An 18,482-nucleotide genomic window follows, 5' to 3' on the forward strand; every position below is an offset into this window, starting at 1 on the left:
GGCCGTAGGAGCGCTCCGGAGCACCGATGAGCGGCGTGCGTCCACACGGGATGATGGAGACATGGGTGAGGTCTTCCGCCGTCGCCCGCCCGGCCGGCGGGCGGTGATGTTGCTGCTGGCGGCGTTGCTGGCTGCCGCGGTGGCCATCGTGCTGCTGCGTCGTCCCGTCGATGGCGCAGCGCTGCGCCCCGGCTGGGCCGGCACCGAGCAGGCCGGTTGGATCGCCGGCATCGTCAGCGCGGTGTTCTCCCTGGTCGGCACCATCGCCGCCGTGCAGGCCCTGCGGGTCGGCCGAGCCGACCGTGCCCCGGCGACCGGCCGTCTGGTGCAGGTCGGACGGCTGCCGCAGTCCGCGTCCTGGTTCCAGGACCGACGTGCGCAGCTGGACCTGACCCGCGTCGCCCGGACCGGCCGCACCGCGGTGCTCACCCAGGTGCTCTCCGGGATGGGCGGTGTCGGCAAGACCCAACTCGCGGCCCAGTTCGCCCGACGCCTGACCCACGCCGGCGAACTCGACCTGCTGGTCTGGATCACCGCCATCAGCCGGGACGCCATCCTCGCCGGTTACGCCCAGGCGGCCCGGCAACTACGCCTGGTCGATCCGACGGTGGACCTGGAGCAGGCCGCCGCGACACTGCTGAACTGGTGCGAACGCACCGACCGCCGCTGGCTGGTGGTGCTGGACAACCTCGACACGCCGGCCCACGCGGCCGGCTGGTGGCCGCCCGCCAACCGCCACGGGCGCACGATCGTCACCACCCGCCGACGTGACGCCGTACTCGCCGCCGAGGGTCGCGTCCTGGTCGAGGTGGGGCTCTTCAGCGAGGCCGAGGCCGCAGGCTATCTGCACCGGGCCATCGCCGACCCGGGTCGGCTGGCCGAGGCCCGGCAACTCGCCGCCGACCTCGGCCATCTGCCGCTGGCCGTCGCCCAGGCCGCCGCCTTCATCCGGGACCGGGGGCTCGACTGCGCCGGTTACCGCCGGCTGCTCACCGACCGCCGGCGGCGGCTCGACGAGTTGGTGCCCCAGCCGGACGCCCTCCCCGACGACCACCGGGCCACGGTGGCGGCGACCTGGGCGCTGTCCATCGACGCCGCCGACGCGGCGGCCCCCGCCGGCCTGGCCCGGCCGGTGCTGAATCTGGTCGCGCTGCTGGACCCCAACGGCGTCCCCACCGCCCTGCTCAGCACCACGGCCGTACTGACCTATCTGACCGAGGCACGCGGCACCGACGACGTCGTCGGGGTGGACGACGTGGGTCGCGCCCTGCACAACCTGCACCGGCTCAACCTGATCACGCACGATCCGCACGGTGGCAGCCTCCGGGTGCACGCGCTGGTGCAGCGCGCCGCACGGGACGAGCTCACCGGCGACCAGCTCAGCCGGACCACCCGGACCGCCGCCGCCGCGCTGCTGGGCCAGTGGCCCGGGGGCGAGACCCGCCCCGCCGTCAATCAGGCGTTCCGGGCGAACGCCGTCGCGCTCCGCGATCATGCCGGTGACCTGCTGCTCCGCGACGAATCTCGCGACGTGTTGATCAGCCTCTACAGCAGCCTGGGTAACGCCGGGCTGATCAGGGCCGCCAGCGACGGCCTGGAGCGGACCATTGCCGACTCGCTGCGGCTGTACGGGCCGGACCACGCCGGAACACTCAACTTCCGCCTCCTGCACGCCTTCTACCGGGGCAGGGGCGGAGATGCCGCCGGGGCGGCGGACGAATTCGTCACGCTCGCCGCCGACTGCGTCCGGGTGCTGGGCCCGGACGCCCCGCTCACATTGACCACCCGGCACAACATCGCCTTCTGGCGGGGCGAGGCGGGCGATCCCGCCGGAGCCGCCGAAGCCACCGCCGAGGTCTTCGCCGACCTTCTCCGGGTGAACGGCCCGGATCACCCCGATACCCTGATCACCCGGGGCAGCCTGGCCTGGCTCCGGGGACAGGCCGGTGATCCGGCCGGTGCGGTCGTCGCGCTCCGTGAGCTGCTCGCCGACTGCCAGCGGCTGCTGGGCCCCGAGCACGACGCGACCCTGAAAGCCCGCAACGGCCTGGCCTTCCAGCTCGGCGTCACCGGTGAGCACGCCGCCGCGGTGAGCGAGACCCGGGCGCTGGTCGCGGACTACACCCGGGTGCTCGGCGCCGAGCACCCGCAGACCCTGTCCGCGCAACGGACCCTGGCCTCGTGGCGGGGGCACGCAGGGGATCCGGCGGGTGCCGCCGACGCCCTGGAGCAGTTGCTGGCCACCTGTCTGCGGGTGGTCGGACCGGACCATCCGCTCACCGCGAATACCGCCGAGTCCCTGACGTACTGGCGGCAGCATGAACAGCCCGACGGCATCAGCGACGAGTGACCCGCCCGCCCGGGGTCAGAGCCCCAGCGCCGCCCGCAGATAGCGCAGCCCCTCCGGCCCACTCCACCGGTACGCCGACAGCCCGGCCGCCCGTGCCCCCCGGACCGCCCAGTCCTCGTCGTCGACGAACAGCACCCGCGCGGGCGGGGTCTCCAGCGCTTCGCAGGCAGCCTGGAAGTACTCCTTCGCCGGCTTGTGCACCCCGACGACCGAGGAGTTGACCACCACGTCCAGCTCGCCGACCAGGCCCAACTCGGCGAGGTCGGTGTCGAGCAGGTCGGTGGCGTTGGTGCCCAGCCCGACCCGGACCCCGGCGGCCCGCACCTCGCGGACGAACGCCAGCACGTCGGCGTCGACCTCACCCCGGTAGCGCTGCCACTGCTGCACCGCCGCCCGCGCCCGGTCCGGGCCGACCGACTCGGTCAGCGCGTCAGCCACGCTGGACACCCAGTCGGCGTGGCTGACCTGACCGGTCAGCACCGGTTGCAGCCGCCCCCAGTGCATGGCGATCTCGCCGAGCACCCCGGCGGAGAGGCCGTACTCCCGCTCGATGCCGGCGGCCACCGCCGGGTCCCAGTGGCGCAGCACGCCGTCGAAGTCGAGCAGGAGCGCCGTCGGCCGTTCCCGTGCCACTACTGATTCTCCTCAGTTCGGTCGGACCGCTCGTCGTCGGTCCGGTTGAGCCGTTGGCTGATCACCTGGGTGACGCCGCTGCGCATGGTCACGCCGTAGAGCGCGTCGGCGATCTCCATGGTCCGCTTCTGGTGGGTGATGACGATCAGCTGGCTCTTCTCCCGCAACTGGGCCAGCAGCGTGATCAACCGACCCAGGTTCACGTCGTCGAGGGCCGCCTCCACCTCGTCCATGATGTAGAACGGGCTGGGCCGGGCCCGGAAGATCGCCACCAGCATCGCCACCGCCGTCAGCGACCGCTCACCACCGGAGAGCAGCGACAACCGTTTGATCTTCTTGCCGGGTGGCCGGGCCTCCACCTCCACGCCGGTGGTGAGCAGGTCGTCGGGTTCGGTGAGGATCAACCGGCCCTCGCCGCCGGGGAAGAGCACGGTGAAGACCTGCTCGAACTCGCGGGCGGTGTCGGCGAACGCGCTGGCGAAGACCTCCAGGATCCGCTCGTCGACGTCCTTGACCACGGTGAGCAGGTCACGCCGGGTGGCCTTGAGGTCCTCCAGCTGCTCGGAGAGGAACTTGAAGCGCTCCTCCAGGGCGGCGAACTCCTCCAGCGCGAGCGGGTTGACCTTGCCGAGCAGGGCCAGTTCCCGTTCCGCCTTGGCGGCCCGCTTCTCCTGCACCGGCCGCTCGTAGCGGACCGGCTCGGGCACCGGCAGGCCGTCGCGTTCGGCGGTCGCGACGTCCACCGGGGTCGGCGGGACGGGCTGCGCCGGGCCGTACTCGGCGAGCAGGGTCTCCAGGTCCAGGCCGAAATCCTCGGCGGCCTTGGCTTCCAACTGCTCGATGCGCAGCCGCTGCTCGGCGCGGGCCACCTCGTCGCGGTGCACCTGGCTGGTCAACCGCTCCAGCTCCGCGCCGAGCCGCTTCGCCGCCCCGCGTACCTCCTGGAGTTCGGCTTCCCGGGCGGCGCGTTCGCGGGCGACCGCGTCGCGGTGCTCCTCGGCGCGCGCGACGGAGGTGCCCAGCCGGGTGAGTGCCTCACGGGCCCCGCCGACCACGGCCCGGGCGATCGCCGCACCCCGGGTCCGGGCCGCCCGCCGGGCCGCCGCCCGCTCCCGGGCCGCCCGCTCGGCGGTGGCCTGCCGGGCCAGCGAGTCGGCCCGGCCGGCGATCGAGGCGACGCGCTCCTCGGCGGTACGCACCGCGAGCCGGACCTCCATCTCGTTCTGCCGGGCCCGGGGCACCATCGCGGCGAGCTGGTCCCGGTCCTCGGTGGAGGGTTCCGCGTCGATCGGGGTGTCCTCGGCGAGCCGCAGCCGCTCCGCCAGCTCGGCGAGGGCGGTCAGGTCACGTTCCCGGGCCGCCTCGGCGCGGGACCGGCTCTCACCGAGCCGGTCGGTCTCCGCCCTGGCCGAACGGGCCGCCGCACCCAGCTCGGCCAGCCGGCGGGCGGCGGCGTTGCGGTGGCTCTCCGCCTCCCGTTTCGCGGCGGCGGCGTGCTGCACCGCCTCCTTCGCGGCGGCCACCTCGGCCCGGGCGTCGACGAGCTGGTCGCGCAGCTCCGCACCGGTCCGTTCAGCGGTGAGCCGGTTGGTGCGGGCCTCCTCCACGGCGGCCTGCACCTCGATGAAGCTGGCCGCCTTGGCCGACCCGCCGGCCGCCGCGTACGCCCCGACCACGTCGCCGTCCGGGGTGACCGCGCGCAGCTCCGGGTTGTCCGCGACCAGCTCGGCGGCGGCGGCGAGGTCGTCGACCAGCGCCACGTCACGCAGCGCCCGGTGTACGGCGGGACGCAGCTCGGGGGCGCACTCCACCAGGTCCGGCGCCCACCGGGCGGACTCCGGAAGCCGGGGGCGCAGCGCGTCGGCGGAGCCGGTCATGCCGGGTCCGGCGGGGCCGCCGACCAGCAGGCCGGCCCGGCCGGCGTCGGAGATCTTCAGCAGCCGCATCGCCTCGACGGCCTCGTCCACCCCGGTGACCGCCACCGCGTCGGCGAGCCCACCGAGCGCGGCGGCGAGCGCCGCCTCATGGCCGGCGGCGACGGTGAGCAGCCCGGCCAGGCTGCCCAGCAGGCCGGGCACCTCGTCGGCGCGGGCCAGCAGCGCCCCGGCACCGTCCTTGCGGCGCAGGCCCAGGGCGAGCGCCTCCTCGCGGGCCTTCCACGTCGCGGCGTCCTTCTCGGCGGCCCGCTCGGTGTCGGTCAACGCCCGGACGATGGCCTGGGCCCGTTCGTGGGCGGCCACCGCCTCGGCGTGCCGGTCGTCGAGTTCGGCGTTGTCCCGGTCGGCCTCGGTGGACTGTTCGGCGACCGCGTCCAGCTCGGCCTGGGCCTGGTCGGCGCGGGCCAGGGCATCGGCATGCGCGGCGGCGAGCCGGTCGATCTCCTCGCCGGCGCTGGTGGTGCGGGCCCGCGCCGAGTTCACCTGCCCGGTCAGCCGGGCCAGGCCCTCCCGCCGGTCGGCGATCGCCTTGGCGGCGGCGACGAGTTCCCGTTCGGCGGCGGCGAGCTGGCGTTCCAGCTCCTGCCGGTGCTCGACGGCCTCGGCGAGCCGGATCTGGTCGTCGGTGAGCGCCGCGCGCAGCTCCTCCTCCTGCTCGCGGACCCGCTGCGACTCGGCCTCCAGCTGGTCGGGGTCCCGGCCGGGTCGCTCGTCGTCGCCGGTGGCGCTGAGGTGGCGCAGCCGTTCCCGGGCCACCTGCTCCACCGAGCGGAACCGTTCGGCGAGGGCGGAGAGCTTGTACCAGGTGTCCTGGGCGGCGGCGAGCAGCGGCGCGTCCTCGGCGAGCGCCGCCTCCAGCTCACCGAGACGGCCCTGCACCTCGGTGTGCTCGCCCTCGATCTGTTCGCGCCGCTCCCGCAGCGCCGTCTCGTCGGCGATCTCCTTGTCCAGGGTGACCCGCAGGGTGTGCAGGTCGTCGGCGAGCAGCCGGAGCCGGGCGTCGCGCAGGTTGGCCTGGATGGCGGCGGCCCGGCGGGCCACCTCGGCCTGCCGGCCCAGTGGCTTGAGCTGGCGGCGCAGCTCGGCGGTGAGGTCGGTCAGCCGGTTGAGGTTGACCTGCATCGCGTCGAGCTTCCGCAGCGCTTTCTCCTTGCGCTTGCGGTGCTTGAGCACGCCGGCCGCCTCCTCGATGAACGAGCGGCGGTCCTCCGGTTTGGCGTGCAACATGCCGTCGAGCCGGCCCTGACCGACGATGATGTGCATCTCCCGGCCGATGCCGGAGTCGCTGAGCAGCTCCTGGATGTCGAGCAGCCGGCACGAATCGCCGTTGATCTCGTACTCGCTCTCGCCGGAGCGGAACATCCGGCGGGTGATGGAGACCTCGGTGTACTCGATCGGCAGCGCGCCGTCGGTGTTGTCGATGGTGAGGGTGACCTCGGCCCGGCCCAGCGGCGCCCGCCCGGCGGTGCCGGCGAAGATGACGTCCTCCATCTTGCCGCCGCGCAGCGCCTTGGCGCCCTGCTCGCCCAGCACCCAGGCGATCGCGTCGACGACGTTGGACTTGCCGGAGCCGTTCGGGCCGACCACGCAGGTGATCCCGGGCTCCAGCTTCAACGTCGTGGCGGAGGCGAAGGACTTGAACCCCTTCACCGTCAGACTCTTGAGATGCACCTGTCCGATCCTCGTCCGGTGGCCACCGCAGGCGTCGCGGGCTGCGCGGACCTGGTGAACCCGCAGACTAACCCGTCGGTACGCGGTGGCCGGCACGCGACCCGCCCCGGCCCCCGGTGCCGCACCCCGTACGGTCCGGAAAATGATCGGGTGTGCTACGCCACATCGAGTGACAAGATCACGAATTGACGCCCGGGAGAATTGCCGGCGACAGCACTGCGCGCCGGCACAAAAAAGTGTCGGCGCGCTATTTCGCGGTGGTGCTGTTCAGTTTTCTGCGGTGCCGAAGATCAGGTGAGCGCCGGCTCGGCCAGCCGGAGGAGGTCGTCCACCTCCGCCGCAGCCGCCGCGAGCCGATCATTGTCGGCGCGCAGGCGCGTGATCTCGAACTCCAGGGCCTGCACCCTGGAACGCAGTCGGGTGACCTCGTCGAGCAGACGCCGGTCGGGCGCTGCACCTACGTGGCCGTACAGGGCCTTCGCCATGCTAACTCCTTGATATGCGCTGCCGGAAAAGCCGGCCAACGCGCGCCCATTTCGTGTTCGCGACTACTACCGGGCCACCGAGTTCCGGGCGTGGCTGGGCGCGACTGGCGACACCTACATATTGAGCGATAATCCGCCGTTCGTCAAGTTCTCGCAGGCCGTAGATCATCTACACGCCTACCCTGACGACTGCGCCGGGGGCCGTAAGGCTCGGACACTCTCTGTCCGGACTTCTTGACTCTACGCCTTCCCCGGCGGCTACGGTGACCCTGGATGTCTGCCCGGCCTTAACTCTTCCTTAGCCGCGTTGCCGCTGTTCCCGTTGCCGCCGTAGCGTCACCCCGGCCCGCAACCGACCCGTGGAGGCGACAGGCGTGTACGGCTCGACCGATCCGAACGACCCGGACGCCGCATACCGACGGCCGCAGCCGTCGGCGGACGACCCGGCCTGGCTGACCGACCGTCCCGAGCCCCGCTCGGCGTACCTCTTCGGTGACGACCCGACGCCGGACGGCCCGGATCGGACCGGCCCCGACCCGGCCGGCACCTCCGCCGGGCGCTTCGCGGGTGGACCCGACCGCTGGGCCGCCGGACCGCCACCCGCCGGTGACCACCGGCCCGACGCGGCACCCGGCCAGCACCCGGCGGAACCGACCGGAACGTGGCGGAACGAGCCGGCGGACCGGTGGCGCGACGAGCCGACCGGCCGGTGGACCGCAGCGGCCGCCGGGCAGTGGCCGACCGCCGACCGGACCGACCGTCGGCAGGACGAACCGACCGGGACCTGGCAGGACGGACCGACCGGGACCTGGCAGGACGACCGGACCGACCGCTGGCAGGCTGACCAGACCGGTCCCACGCAGGGCGGGCCCGCCGGTTCGTGGCAGGACACGCCGACCGGGCCGTGGCACGGCGAAACCGACGGGCAGTGGCAGGGCGAAACCGACGGGCAGTGGCAGGGCGAACCGGCCGGTGGCTGGCAGGGCGGGCACGCCGACCGGTGGCCGGACACGCAGGGCGGGCAGACCGACCAGTGGCACGGCGAGCAGGCCGGGCCGCGGGGTGGCGAGCAGGCCGGGCCGCGGGGTGGCGAGCAGGCCGGGCCGTGGAACGGCGATGCCGCCGACCGCTGGCAGGACACGCACGGCGAGCCGGCCGACCGGTGGCAGGACGAGCAGACCGGGCGGTGGCAGGGCGAATCGGCCGGGACGTGGGGTGGGGACACGCACCCGGCCACCGGGCAGGACGGGCCCTGGGTGGGCGAACCGGACGGGCGGCAGGCGTACCTGAGCGGAGCCGGTTGCGGGCCTGCCGACCGGAACGCCACCGCGCTCGCCTCGGCGGTCGTGCCGGCCGGCGGACCGACGACACCCACCGGCAACGTCCGGCCGACACCCACCGGCCCCGGCCGGCCGCGTCGCCGGCTGAAGCGTCCACTGCTCATCGGCGGGGCCGCCGCCGCGGCGACCCTGGTGGTGAGCCTGGGCATCGGCGCGCTGATGCTGCCCGACGACGAGCGCACCGACCCGGCCGCCCTCGACGAACCGGTGGCCACCGCGCCGGTCATCCCGGACACCGCACCGAGCACCACCGCCCCGACCTCCCCCAGCCCGTCGCCGAGCCCGTCGGCGGCGTCGCCGAGCCCGTCGCCGAGCCGGAGCGTCACGCCGACGCCCGCCCCGAGCCGGACCCAGCCGGCGTCCCGGCAGACCACCCGGGGCGGCAGCATCCCCACCGCGGCGACCACCACCCGGGCCGCGGTCAGCGGCGGCGGGGGCAGCCAGGTCCAGCAGGTCGTCGACCTGGTCAACGCCGAACGGGCCAAGGCCGGCTGCGCCGCCGTCACGGTGGACGCCAAGCTGACCCTCGCCGCCCAGCAGCACAGCCAGGACCAGGCCGACCACAAGAACATGACGCACACCGGCAGCGACGGCAGCGACGCCGGCCAGCGGCTGGACCGGGCCGGTTACACCTGGCGCACCTACGGCGAGAACGTCGCCTGGAACCAGCAGACCCCGGCTGCGGTGATGGACGCCTGGATGAACAGCTCCGGCCACCGGGCCAACATCCTCAACTGCGCGTTCACCGAGATCGGCGTGGGTGTGGCCGACAGCAACGGGCCGTACTGGACGCAGGACTTCGCCGCCCCGCGCTGACCGGGGACGGCCGGCCCCCGGCGACGACGTGACCGCGTCGTCGCCGGGGGCTTCTCGTTTGACCGGGTGAGGCGTGCGACGTACCGCACGGGACCCGGGAGCCGCCGATGCGCATCCGGCCGTCAGCGTCCGCGACGCGCGGCGGCTCGCCGCTGCCCACCCGGCCACCGCTGCGCCACCCGGCCCGCCGGGTGCTGTCGGCCACGCTGGCACTCACCCTGCTGACCCCGGTGTACGCCTGCCGTCCCGACCTCGGCCCGCCCGGCGCACCGACCCCGTGGCCGCCCGGCACGGCCCGGCAGTGGCGGTGGCAGTGGCAGCTCACCGGCCCGGTCGACACCACCGTCGACGCCGACGTCTTCCTCCTCGACCCGGTCCGGGTGAGCACCGCCGAGACCGGGGCGTTGCGTCGGCGCGACCGGCGGCTGATCTGTCACGTGCCGGTCGGGACGTACGCCGGGACGGATCCGGACGCCGCGCGCTACCCGGCGGCGGTCGGCGGCGGTGCGGCCGGGCGGCCCGGGAGCCGGTGGGTCGACATCCGGCGGTGGGACCTGCTGCGTCCCGTCCTGGCCGACCGGTTCCGGCTCTGCCGGGGCAAGGGTTTCGGCGCGGTGGCCCTCGTCGACGCCGACGGGTACGCCCACCGGTCGGGTTTCCCGCTCGACTTCGACGACCAGTTGGCTTTCAACCGGCGGTCCGCCGCGCTGGCCCGGGCCCTGGGTCTCTCCCCCGGCCTGGTCGGCGACGTCGCGCAGGTGGCCGCACTGGCCCCGGAATTCGACTTCGCGGTCGACGAGGAGTGCGTCCGGCTGCGCCGCTGCGCCAAGCTGCTCCCCTTCGCCGACGCGGACAAGCCGGTCTTCCAGGTCGAGTACGCCGGGGACCCGGCGGGTTTCTGCGTGACGACCGTCGGCTACGGCTTCGCCTCGATCCGCAAGAACCGCACCCTGGACGCCTGGCGCGTGCCCTGTCCCACCGTCCCCGGGCCGGTCCCCGGCACGCCGGGGTGACCCGGACCGCGAGCTGCGGTCCGGGTCACCCGCGCCGCCGGCCACGGCGCTGCACCACCCGCAAGGGCGGTCACCGGCGGCGAGTGGGCAGGGCGGCGGCCCCGGGGCTGGTGGAACGGCCGGTCAGTGTGCCCCGACCAGCTCCGGCGTCGGGCCGGCCGGTGGGGTGGCGGCGGGCCGGCTGCGCCCGCGCAGGAAGCGGGGCGCCCACCAGTTGGCCTCGCCGAGCAGGGTCATCACCGACGGCAGCACCACCGCCCGGATGATCGTGGCGTCCAGCAGGATCGCCGCGGCCAGCCCGATGCCGAGCTGCTTCATGTCGATCGTGCTGAGCGAGGCGAAGATCGCGAACACCCCGACCATCACGATCGCCGCGCTGGTCACCACCCCCGCCGAGGAGGTGATGCCGTAGGCGACCGCGTCGGCGTTGGACCGGCCGGCGCGTACCGCCTCCCGGATCCGGCTGACCACGAAGACGTGGTAGTCCATGGAGAGCCCGAAGAGCACCACGAACAGGAACAGCGGCAGCCAGGAGACGATCGCCCCCATCGAGGTGAAACCGAGCAGGTCCTGCGCCCAGTCGCCCTGGAAGACCAGCACCAGCAGGCCGTAGGCGGCCCCGGCGGAGAGCAGGTTGAGCAGGATCGAGGTGAGGGCGACCACCACCGACCGGAACGTCCAGGTCATCACGAGGAAGGTCAGCGCCAGCACGAACGCCATCACCAGCGGCAGCTTCTCCCGGATGTGCCGGGCGTAGTCCTCGCTGGCGGCCACCCCGCCACCGACGGCGTACTCGACGCCGGGGATGCCACGCAGTGCGGCGGGCAGCAGGTCGTCGCGGAGTTCGTGCAGGGAGCTCACCGACCGGTCGTCCCGGCTGGCGTACGGGGTGGCCACCTCCAGCACCGACACCCGGCGGTCCGCCGACACCTCGATCTTCGGGCCGTCCGCCTCCACGGGGGCGAACAGCGGGTCGGCGGCGGCGGTGCGGGCCAGCCCGGTCAGCGCGGCGCGCACCTGTTCGGCCTGGTCGGCGGGGGCCCGGACGGCGACCGTGTGGCTGGTGCCGGTGCTCGGGAAGGCGGCGGTCAGCCGGTCGTACGCCTGCATCGCCGGGGTGGTCCGGGGCAGGTCCTCCATGCCGGGGAACTTCAGCTTCATGCCGAGCGCCGGGGCGGCCAGGGCGAGCAGCAGCCCCACCGAGACGATCAGGGTGGCCCGGGGCGCGCGCAGCGCGGGCCGCAGCACCGCCGGCCAGAACCGGGGCCGGGCCGGCTGCCCGTGCCGTCCGGTGCGGGGCGCGGTGAGCCGCCACAGCAGCGGCACCCGGGGGCGGTCCACCCAGCGGCCCAGCTTGGCCAGCAGTGCCGGCAGCACGGTCAGCGAGCCGGTCACCGCGACGGCGACCACCAGGATCGAGCCGACGGCGAGGGACGAGAAGACCACGTCGTCGGCGAGCATCAGGCCGGCCATCGAGATGATCACCGCGAAGCCGGAGACGACCACGGCGTGCCCGGAGGTCTCGGCGGCGATCTCCACCGCGTCCAGCCCGGACCGGCCCTTGGCCCGTTCCTCCCGTTCCCGTCGGACGTAGAACAGCGAGTAGTCCACCCCGACGGCCATCCCGATCAGCAGGATCACGCTGGAGGTGGTGTCGGTGGCGGGCACCAGGTGGGAGGCGAGGGTGGACAGCCCCATCGCGGCGGCCACCGAGGAGAGCGCCAGCAGCACCGGCACCCCGGCGGCGATCAGCGCGCCGAACGCGACGATCAGGATGGCCAGGGTGACCGGCAGGCTGAGCAACTCGGCCCGCTTGAAGTCCCGGCCCAGGGTGTCGTCCAGGGCCTGGTTGATCGACGGGCCGCCGACCTGCTCGATCCGCAACTGCGGGTGGGCGGCCTGGGCGGCGGCGGTGGCGTCACGCAGCGGCTGCACCCGGTCGGCGGCGGTCTCCGGATCGCCGGCCATGGTGACCGGCACCAGCAGCGCGGTACCGTCGCGCGACGGCACCGGCTCGCCCACCGACGCCACCCCGGTGATCTGCCGCAGCCGGTCGGCCGCGTCGGTCGCCGCGGCCTGCGCGGCGGCCCGGTCCAGGGTGCCGGTACGCGGGGTGATCAGGATGTTCTCCACCGCCGGATCGGTGAACTTTCCCTCGGTGACGATCACGTCGGCGTGACCGGACTCGCCGATCGCCTGGTCCGCGCCGGTGGCCTCGTTCAGGCCGGCGGCGTTGCCACCGACGAAACACACCGCCACGAAGACCACCCAGAGCGCGATCGCGCGCCACGGGTGCTCGGCGCTCCACCGCGCCAACCGCACCGTCACCGGTCTGCCGCCCATCTCCGTCGGGCCCCCTTCCCGTCGGCGCCCTGCCGACCGTGCTGACGCTAGGGACGGCGACGCCGGGGCACATCGGGGATCGGCCCCGGCCCACCCCGGACGCCGCGGAGGCGGCCGGGCCGGGCCGCCCGGGACGACCGACCGGGTGGATCAGCGTAAATCCGGCACCGGCCCGGAGTGCCGTCGGCGCGGCACACCGGTGCAACCCCGAACCGGGTCGGGGTCACCCCCTGAGGGCACCCCGGGGGCGGGGCTGACAGCGCGGGCAGCTGTACGACGACCGGTTCATGAACGCCTCCCGGCGGATCGGCGCCCCGCAACGCCGGCAGGGTTCCCCTTCCCGGCCGTAGGCGTTGAGCGACCTGTCGAAGTAGCCGCTCTCCCCGTTGACGTTGACGTACAGGTCGTCGAAGCTCGTGCCGCCCTGCTTGATCGCCTCGGCCAGGACGTCCCGTACGTGCCCGAGCAGCCGACCCGCGGCGGGGGCGGTCACCGCGTCGGTGGGGCGGGCCCCGTGCAGCCGGGCCCGCCACAGCGCCTCGTCGGCGTAGATGTTGCCCACCCCGGAGATCAGCGTCTGGTCCAGCAGGGCCCGCTTGACCTCCGTACGCCGTCGGCGCAGGGCGGTGACGAATCCGGTGTCGGAGAATTCCGGGTCCATCGGGTCGCGGGCGATGTGCGCGATCTCGGCGGGCAGAACGGCGCCGCCCTCGCTGACCGCGAGCCCACCGAACGTCCGCTGGTCGACGAAGCGCAGTTGCGGGCCGTCGTCGGTGAACCGGAACCGGACCCGCAGGTGCAGCTCGTCGGCCGCCTCGGCCGGCTGGAGCAGCAACTGCCCCGACATGCCCAGGTGGCCGACGAGCGCGTCACCGCTGTCCAGTGGCAGCCAGAGGTACTTGCCGCGCCGGCGTACGTCGGTCACCGTCCGGCCGGCAAGCACGTCGGCGAAGTGCGCCGGGCCGGGGACGTGTCGCCGCACGGCCCGGGGGTGGCGCACCTCCACCGTCGAGATCCGTCGACCGGTGACCCACTGGGCCAGCCCCTGCCGCACCGTCTCGACCTCGGGCAGTTCAGGCACGACCCAGACCCGCCTCGGCGGTCTCGTCGGCCGCCGGCTCCTGCGCGTCGGGTGGTGCGGCCTCCGCGCGGTCCCGCTCGGCCTGCGCGGTCAGCTCCCGCCAGGCCGCGTCGGCGGCCCGCTGTTCGGCCTCCTTCTTACTGCGCCCCTCGGATCCGCCGTAGCGGTTGCCGGCCACCACCACCCAGGCGGTGAAGGTCTTCAGGTGGTCGGGTCCGGTGCCCTCGATCCGGTACTCGGGCACGCCCAGCCCCAGCGCGGCGGTCAGCTCCTGGAGGCTGGTCTTCCAGTCCAGGGCGGCGCCCCGGCCCGCCGACTCGGCCATCAGCGGATCGAACAGCCGGTGGATGACCTCCGCCGCGGTGTCCAGCCCGTACTGGAGGTAGATCGCGCCGAGCAACGCCTCCAGGGTGTCGGCGAGGATGCTCGCCTTGTCCCGGCCGCCGGTGCTCTCCTCCCCCTTGCCGAGCAGCAGGTAGGCGCCGAGCCCGTCGGGGCCGAGCCCCCGGGCGACGTCGGCCAGGGCACGCATGTTGACCACGCTGGCCCGCAGCTTCGCCAGTTGCCCCTCGGGCAGGTCCGGGTGGTTGCGGAACAACGCGGTGGTGATCACCACGCCGAGCACCGAGTCACCGAGGAACTCCAGCCGCTCGTTGGTGGGCAGCCCACCGTTCTCGTAGGCGTACGACCGGTGGGTCAACGCCCGCTCCAGCAGCTCGGGGTCGAGGGTCACCCCGAACGCCGTCTCCAGGTGGGCGACGGGCGCGCGCCGCCGCTTGTCGTTGGTCATGCTCCTACCTCTGCTCCGTTCCCGCCGGCGGGGTACGCGGACTCATGGCCCGTACGCCGGTGACCTGTTCGTTCAGGACTGCGAGGCTGGCCGGCGCACACCTGGTGCTCATGGCCGTCTCCTCGGCTCGCGGCGATCCGCACCGGGAGGATCGGACCCGGCCGATGCCTGCGGGTCCTCCTGGTCGGTGCCGCCGCCGGTCGGCAGGCCGGCGACCTGTTCCCGGACCCGGTCGGTGGCCCGGCGACGCCACAGGTGGGCGGCCAGGGCGATGCCGGAGGCGACGTCGTCGGGGGTCGCCGCGCCGTGGCAGACCACCACGGTGCCGGCCACCCCGAGCAGGGCCGCCGCCCGCGGGGCGTCACCGCCGGCGGGTGGGCCCCCGGTCATCGTGTACGCCCCCTCGATGGCCTTGAGCAGGACGTTACCGGTGAAACCGTCGGTTACCACCACGTCGGCGCGCAGGCCGAGCGTCACGTCGTAGCCCTCGACCAGCCCGACGTAGCGGGCGGCGCAGGGCAGTGGGGCGGCGGCGAGGAGGGGGTCGGCGGTGCGGCGGGGGCGGTCCCCCTTGCCGGTCTCGGTGCCCACCGAGAGCAGGCCGACCCGGGGTGCGACGATGGCGTGCGCGACGGCGGCGTAGGCCGCGCCGAGCACGGCGTGCCGGGCCAGGGTGGCGGGGCGGGGCTCCAGCGAGCCGCCGACGTCGAGCAGGATCACCGGGCCGGAGACGGCCGGCAGGCTCGCCACCAGCGCGGGCCGGCGCACGTCGGCCCAACGGCCGAAGCCGAGGGCGGCGGCGGAGACGGTGGCGCCGGTGGACCCGGCGGAGACCAGGGCGTCGGCGGCGCCGTCGCGGACGGCGGACACGGCCGCGCGGACGGTGCTGTCGGCCCGTGGCGCGTGGTCGGCCGGCCCGGCGGCGGTACGGGTCGCGCGGATGGTGATCCGGGTCCGTTGCTCCGGGGTCAGGGCGTCGACCACCCCGGCCGCGACCTCGGTCGGGCCGACGAGCAGCAGGTGCAGGTCCGGGTCGGCACGCACCGCCCGCAGAGCGCCGTCAACCACGACGGCGGGAGCATCGTCCCCGCCGAGGAGGTCAACGGCGATCCGCGCGGTGCCCGGCTCCATCGCCACGCCGGCCGGAGCGGGCCGATCGACGTCGGAGGGAGCCGGGGCACCGGGCGATCGCCGGGGTGCGCGCGCCACCCGACCTGTGGTCGGGGGTGTCACTCGGCGTCCAGGTCAGACCTCGAGAACCTGGCGGCCGTTGTACGTGCCGCAGACGGAGCACGCCGCGTGCGGCAGCTTGGGGGACTTGCACTGCGGGCAGGCCACGGTCGCGACCACAGCCGCCTTCCAGTTCGCCCGGCGGGACCGGGTGTTGCTGCGCGACATCTTGCGCTTCGGGACGGCCACGGTTCCTACTCCTCTGTACGGTTCAGTTGCGACAGGCTCGCCCAACGCGGGTCGATCTGCTGGTGGCTGTGATCGGCCGGCAGATCGTCCCAGTGCACCCCGCACTCGGGGCACAGTCCTGGGCAGTCCTCCCGGCAGAGCGGGTTGGTCGGCAGCGTGAGCACCACCGCGTCCCGCAGCGCCGGCTCCAGGTCGATCAGATCGTCCTGCATCCGGCCCACCTCGTCCTCGTCGGTCGTGATGTCCGTGGTGCTGTTCTCGTACGCGTACAGCTCCTGGACGTTCACGGTCAACGAGTAGTCGATCGCGCGCAGGCAACGACCGCACTCGCCCTGGACGGGACCGGTGATGGTCCCGGAGACGAGCACGCCCTCGGACACCGACTCCAACCTCAGGTCGAGGTCGAGGTCCGCACCCTCCGGCACGCTGATCAACTCTCCGCCGAGGTCCGCCGGTGCCGGCACGACCCGCCGATGCGTACGCAACGCACCAGGGCGACGCGGCAGGTCCCTCGTGTCGAGGACCAGCGGCGCCCTGGGGTTGAGTGATGAAGGCGAGTGTTTGGGCATAGTCAGACTCCGGCCGGTGAGAGGCCGACAAAAAAGGTTACCTGGGCGACCGCCGGATCGTCGAACCGGGGGCGACGCCCGACCCGTCCGTCGGTGCGATGAGGTGCCGCTCAGAAGGGTAGCGGGCGCTCCGCCTCGTCCCCACCGAAGGTGCCGATCTCCCGCAGCGCGTGCATCTTGTCCCGCCCACGCTCGATCGACGCCAGCGCCCGGGTGAGGAACTGCTCGAAGTTCGCCAGCGCGGTGTCGACGTAGTCGTCGACCTCCTCCCGCAGCCGCTGCGCCTCGGCGCGGGCCTCGGCGATGATCCGGGCCCCCTCGTGCTCGGCGGAGACCGTGATCTCGTTCACCGAGACCAGGCGGGCGTGTTCCGCCTCACCTTCGCTGATGATCCGGTCGGCCTCCCGCTTACCGGCATCCATGATCTTGTCGCGCTCCTCCAGGAGGGCGGCGGCGCGACGCAGGTCGGCGGGGAGGTCGGCGCGCATCTCGTCGAGCGCCGCGATCATCTCGCCCCGGTCGACCATGCAGTTGTTGCGCGACATCGGGACGGAGCGCGCCTGCTCCAGCACGCCGATCAGTTCGTCGATGCGATCGAGCGGGTCCACCGGTACCTCACCCCTGTCGTTCGTCTGCCGACCTACATGATGCGGCCTGCGCCCGACTTCGGCGCTGCACCACATGATGTCGTGCCCGGGCCACCACCGCCCTCACCACCCCGCCACGACGCGCCGCCCCGCCTCCGATCCGCCGCCCCGGCGTCGGTGGGCCGGCGGCGGGCGGTCAGGGGCGCGGGGTGGTGAGCCGGGCCGCGAGCGCCTGCCGGACGGTGTCGGGGACGTGGGAGGAGATGTCGCCGCCCCACTTGGCCACGTCCTTGACCAGGCTGGAGGAGAGGAACGAGTAGAGCGGGTTGGTCGGCATGAACAGGGTCTCCACGCCGGCCAGGCCGATGTTCATCTGGGCCATCTGCAACTCGTAGTCGAAGTCGCTGACCGCCCGCAGGCCCTTGATCAGCACACTCGCCTCCTGCGCCCGGCAGAAGTCGACGAGCAGCCCACGGAAGGACGCCACCCGCACGTTGCCGTACGAGGAGGTCACCTCGCGGAGCATGTCGATCCGCTCCTCGACGGTGAACAGGCCACTCTTGGACTGGTTCACCAGCACACCGACGATCACCTCGTCGAAGAGCCGGCTGGCCCGTCCGATGATGTCGAGGTGTCCGTTGGTGACCGGGTCGAACGAGCCGGGACACACCGCACGTCTCATGATCGGCGACCGTACCAAAGAGTGGTCTCGCCGTAACGCCGGCTGCGTTCGGCGGTGATGCCCCGCACCCAGTCGACCGGGCCGGTACGGGTGGACCGCTCGACCACCACCAGCGCGTCGGGGGCGAGCCAGTCGTGCTCCACCAGCGCGGTCAGGAGGGCGGCGATCTCGGTGTCCGGCACCGCGTAGGGGGGGTCGGCGAAGACCACGTCGTACGACGCGTCGCCGGGGCCGGCCGCGAGCACGCCGGCCACCTTGCCGGTGACCAGCCGGGCGGCCGGGGCGGCCCGGAGCGCGGCGACGTTCTCCCGGATCACCCGGGCGGCCCGGGGATCGGACTCGACCAGCAGCACGTGCTCGGCCCCCCGGGACAGCGCCTCCAGCCCGACCGCGCCGGAGCCGGCGTACAGGTCGGCGAAGCGCGCGCCGACCAGGTCCACCTCGGCGGCGACGGCGCTGAACAGGGCCTCGCGCACCCGGTCGGAGGTGGGGCGGGTGCCGGCGCCGGGGGGTGCGGCGATCCGCCGACCGCCGAGCGTGCCGGCCACGATCCGGGTCACCGTCTTTCCCTGCGCATGCCTGTGACGCTACGCGACCACCGACGCGGGCCGGCGGCGCGGTGCGCCCCGTCCGGGTGACCGAAACATCACCCCCAGTGAATCAATGATCTCAAATACATAACAACACTCCCGGTGCCCGCCGTGCACTATGTCCGTATCGACGGGCCCACTAGGGTCGGCCCGGTGCCGGTGCCGCTCCGCCGGCC

General features: G+C 73.9%; 15 protein-coding genes. 3 read left to right on the top strand and 12 right to left on the bottom strand.

All coding sequences use genetic code 11. From position 1 onward, the window contains the following. The first annotated feature begins 61 nt into the window (after window positions 1-61). On the top strand, window positions 62-2,350 hold the full coding sequence (locus AB0C22_RS10310) for a tetratricopeptide repeat protein (RefSeq protein WP_357534572.1): 2,289 nt from the start codon (window positions 62-64) through the stop codon (window positions 2,348-2,350). 15 nt (window positions 2,351-2,365) lie between these two features. On the opposite strand, the gene AB0C22_RS10315 is transcribed toward AB0C22_RS10310, so the two are convergent. The 3 genes from AB0C22_RS10315 to AB0C22_RS10325 form a co-directional block, all read right to left on the bottom strand. Further along, the gene (locus AB0C22_RS10315) at window positions 2,366-2,983 is read right to left on the bottom strand and encodes an HAD-IA family hydrolase (protein WP_357534574.1); all 618 of its coding nucleotides are present in this window, start codon (window positions 2,981-2,983) and stop codon (window positions 2,366-2,368) included. Beyond that, window positions 2,983-6,591, bottom strand: coding sequence for a chromosome segregation protein SMC (gene smc, locus AB0C22_RS10320; protein ID WP_357534576.1), 3,609 nt, complete (start codon window positions 6,589-6,591; stop codon window positions 2,983-2,985). Before smc ends, AB0C22_RS10315 begins: the two co-directional genes overlap by 1 nt. A gap of 290 nt (window positions 6,592-6,881) precedes the next feature. After that, entirely contained in the window at window positions 6,882-7,076 is a 195-nt protein-coding gene (locus AB0C22_RS10325; RefSeq protein ID WP_067305353.1) for a hypothetical protein, read from the bottom strand. Window positions 7,077-7,450: 374 nt separating this feature from the next. Here AB0C22_RS10325 and AB0C22_RS10330 point away from each other — a divergent pair, with 374 nt between their 5' ends. Both AB0C22_RS10330 and AB0C22_RS10335 read left to right on the top strand, forming a co-directional pair. Next, window positions 7,451-9,232, top strand: a complete 1,782-nt coding sequence (locus tag AB0C22_RS10330) for a CAP domain-containing protein (protein ID WP_357534579.1) — start codon at window positions 7,451-7,453, stop codon at window positions 9,230-9,232. A 107-nt stretch (window positions 9,233-9,339) separates the two neighbouring features. Then, on the top strand, window positions 9,340-10,245 hold the full coding sequence (locus AB0C22_RS10335) for an endo alpha-1,4 polygalactosaminidase (RefSeq protein WP_357534581.1): 906 nt from the start codon (window positions 9,340-9,342) through the stop codon (window positions 10,243-10,245). Window positions 10,246-10,368: 123 nt separating this feature from the next. Here AB0C22_RS10335 and AB0C22_RS10340 read toward each other — a convergent pair whose 3' ends face one another. From AB0C22_RS10340 to rsmD, 9 genes are all read right to left on the bottom strand, one after another. Beyond that, window positions 10,369-12,588, bottom strand: a complete 2,220-nt coding sequence (locus tag AB0C22_RS10340) for an MMPL family transporter (RefSeq protein WP_357534583.1) — start codon at window positions 12,586-12,588, stop codon at window positions 10,369-10,371. A gap of 223 nt (window positions 12,589-12,811) precedes the next feature. After that, a complete protein-coding gene (gene mutM, locus AB0C22_RS10345) occupies window positions 12,812-13,669 on the bottom strand; it encodes a bifunctional DNA-formamidopyrimidine glycosylase/DNA-(apurinic or apyrimidinic site) lyase (protein WP_219468259.1) in 858 nt (285 codons plus the stop codon). Then, window positions 13,662-14,459 carry a ribonuclease III gene (rnc, locus tag AB0C22_RS10350; protein ID WP_357534585.1) on the bottom strand — a complete coding sequence of 266 codons (798 nt, stop codon included), beginning with the start codon at window positions 14,457-14,459 and terminating at the stop codon, window positions 13,662-13,664. Before rnc ends, mutM begins: the two co-directional genes overlap by 8 nt. A 108-nt stretch (window positions 14,460-14,567) precedes the next feature. Then, complete coding sequence (locus AB0C22_RS10355; RefSeq protein WP_219470756.1) at window positions 14,568-15,590, bottom strand: phosphate acyltransferase PlsX; 1,023 nt, start codon at window positions 15,588-15,590, stop codon at window positions 14,568-14,570. 114 nt (window positions 15,591-15,704) lie between these two features. Continuing rightward, complete coding sequence (gene rpmF, locus AB0C22_RS10360) at window positions 15,705-15,878, bottom strand: 50S ribosomal protein L32 (RefSeq protein ID WP_088646032.1); 174 nt, start codon at window positions 15,876-15,878, stop codon at window positions 15,705-15,707. A 5-nt stretch (window positions 15,879-15,883) separates the two neighbouring features. Further along, entirely contained in the window at window positions 15,884-16,447 is a 564-nt protein-coding gene (locus AB0C22_RS10365; protein ID WP_208567211.1) for a YceD family protein, read from the bottom strand. A gap of 110 nt (window positions 16,448-16,557) precedes the next feature. Next, entirely contained in the window at window positions 16,558-17,055 is a 498-nt protein-coding gene (locus AB0C22_RS10370; protein ID WP_208567212.1) for a hypothetical protein, read from the bottom strand. Between the two features lie 175 nt (window positions 17,056-17,230). After that, entirely contained in the window at window positions 17,231-17,716 is a 486-nt protein-coding gene (coaD, locus tag AB0C22_RS10375) for a pantetheine-phosphate adenylyltransferase (protein ID WP_219468256.1), read from the bottom strand. Then, window positions 17,713-18,276 carry a 16S rRNA (guanine(966)-N(2))-methyltransferase RsmD gene (gene rsmD / locus AB0C22_RS10380; protein WP_219468253.1) on the bottom strand — a complete coding sequence of 188 codons (564 nt, stop codon included), beginning with the start codon at window positions 18,274-18,276 and terminating at the stop codon, window positions 17,713-17,715. The genes coaD and rsmD overlap by 4 nt, the downstream gene beginning before the upstream one ends. Between the last annotated feature and the right edge of the window lie 206 nt (window positions 18,277-18,482).

It is taken from the genome of Micromonospora sp. NPDC048894 (assembly GCF_040649765.1).
GTDB lineage: Bacteria > Actinomycetota > Actinomycetes > Mycobacteriales > Micromonosporaceae > Micromonospora > Micromonospora antibiotica.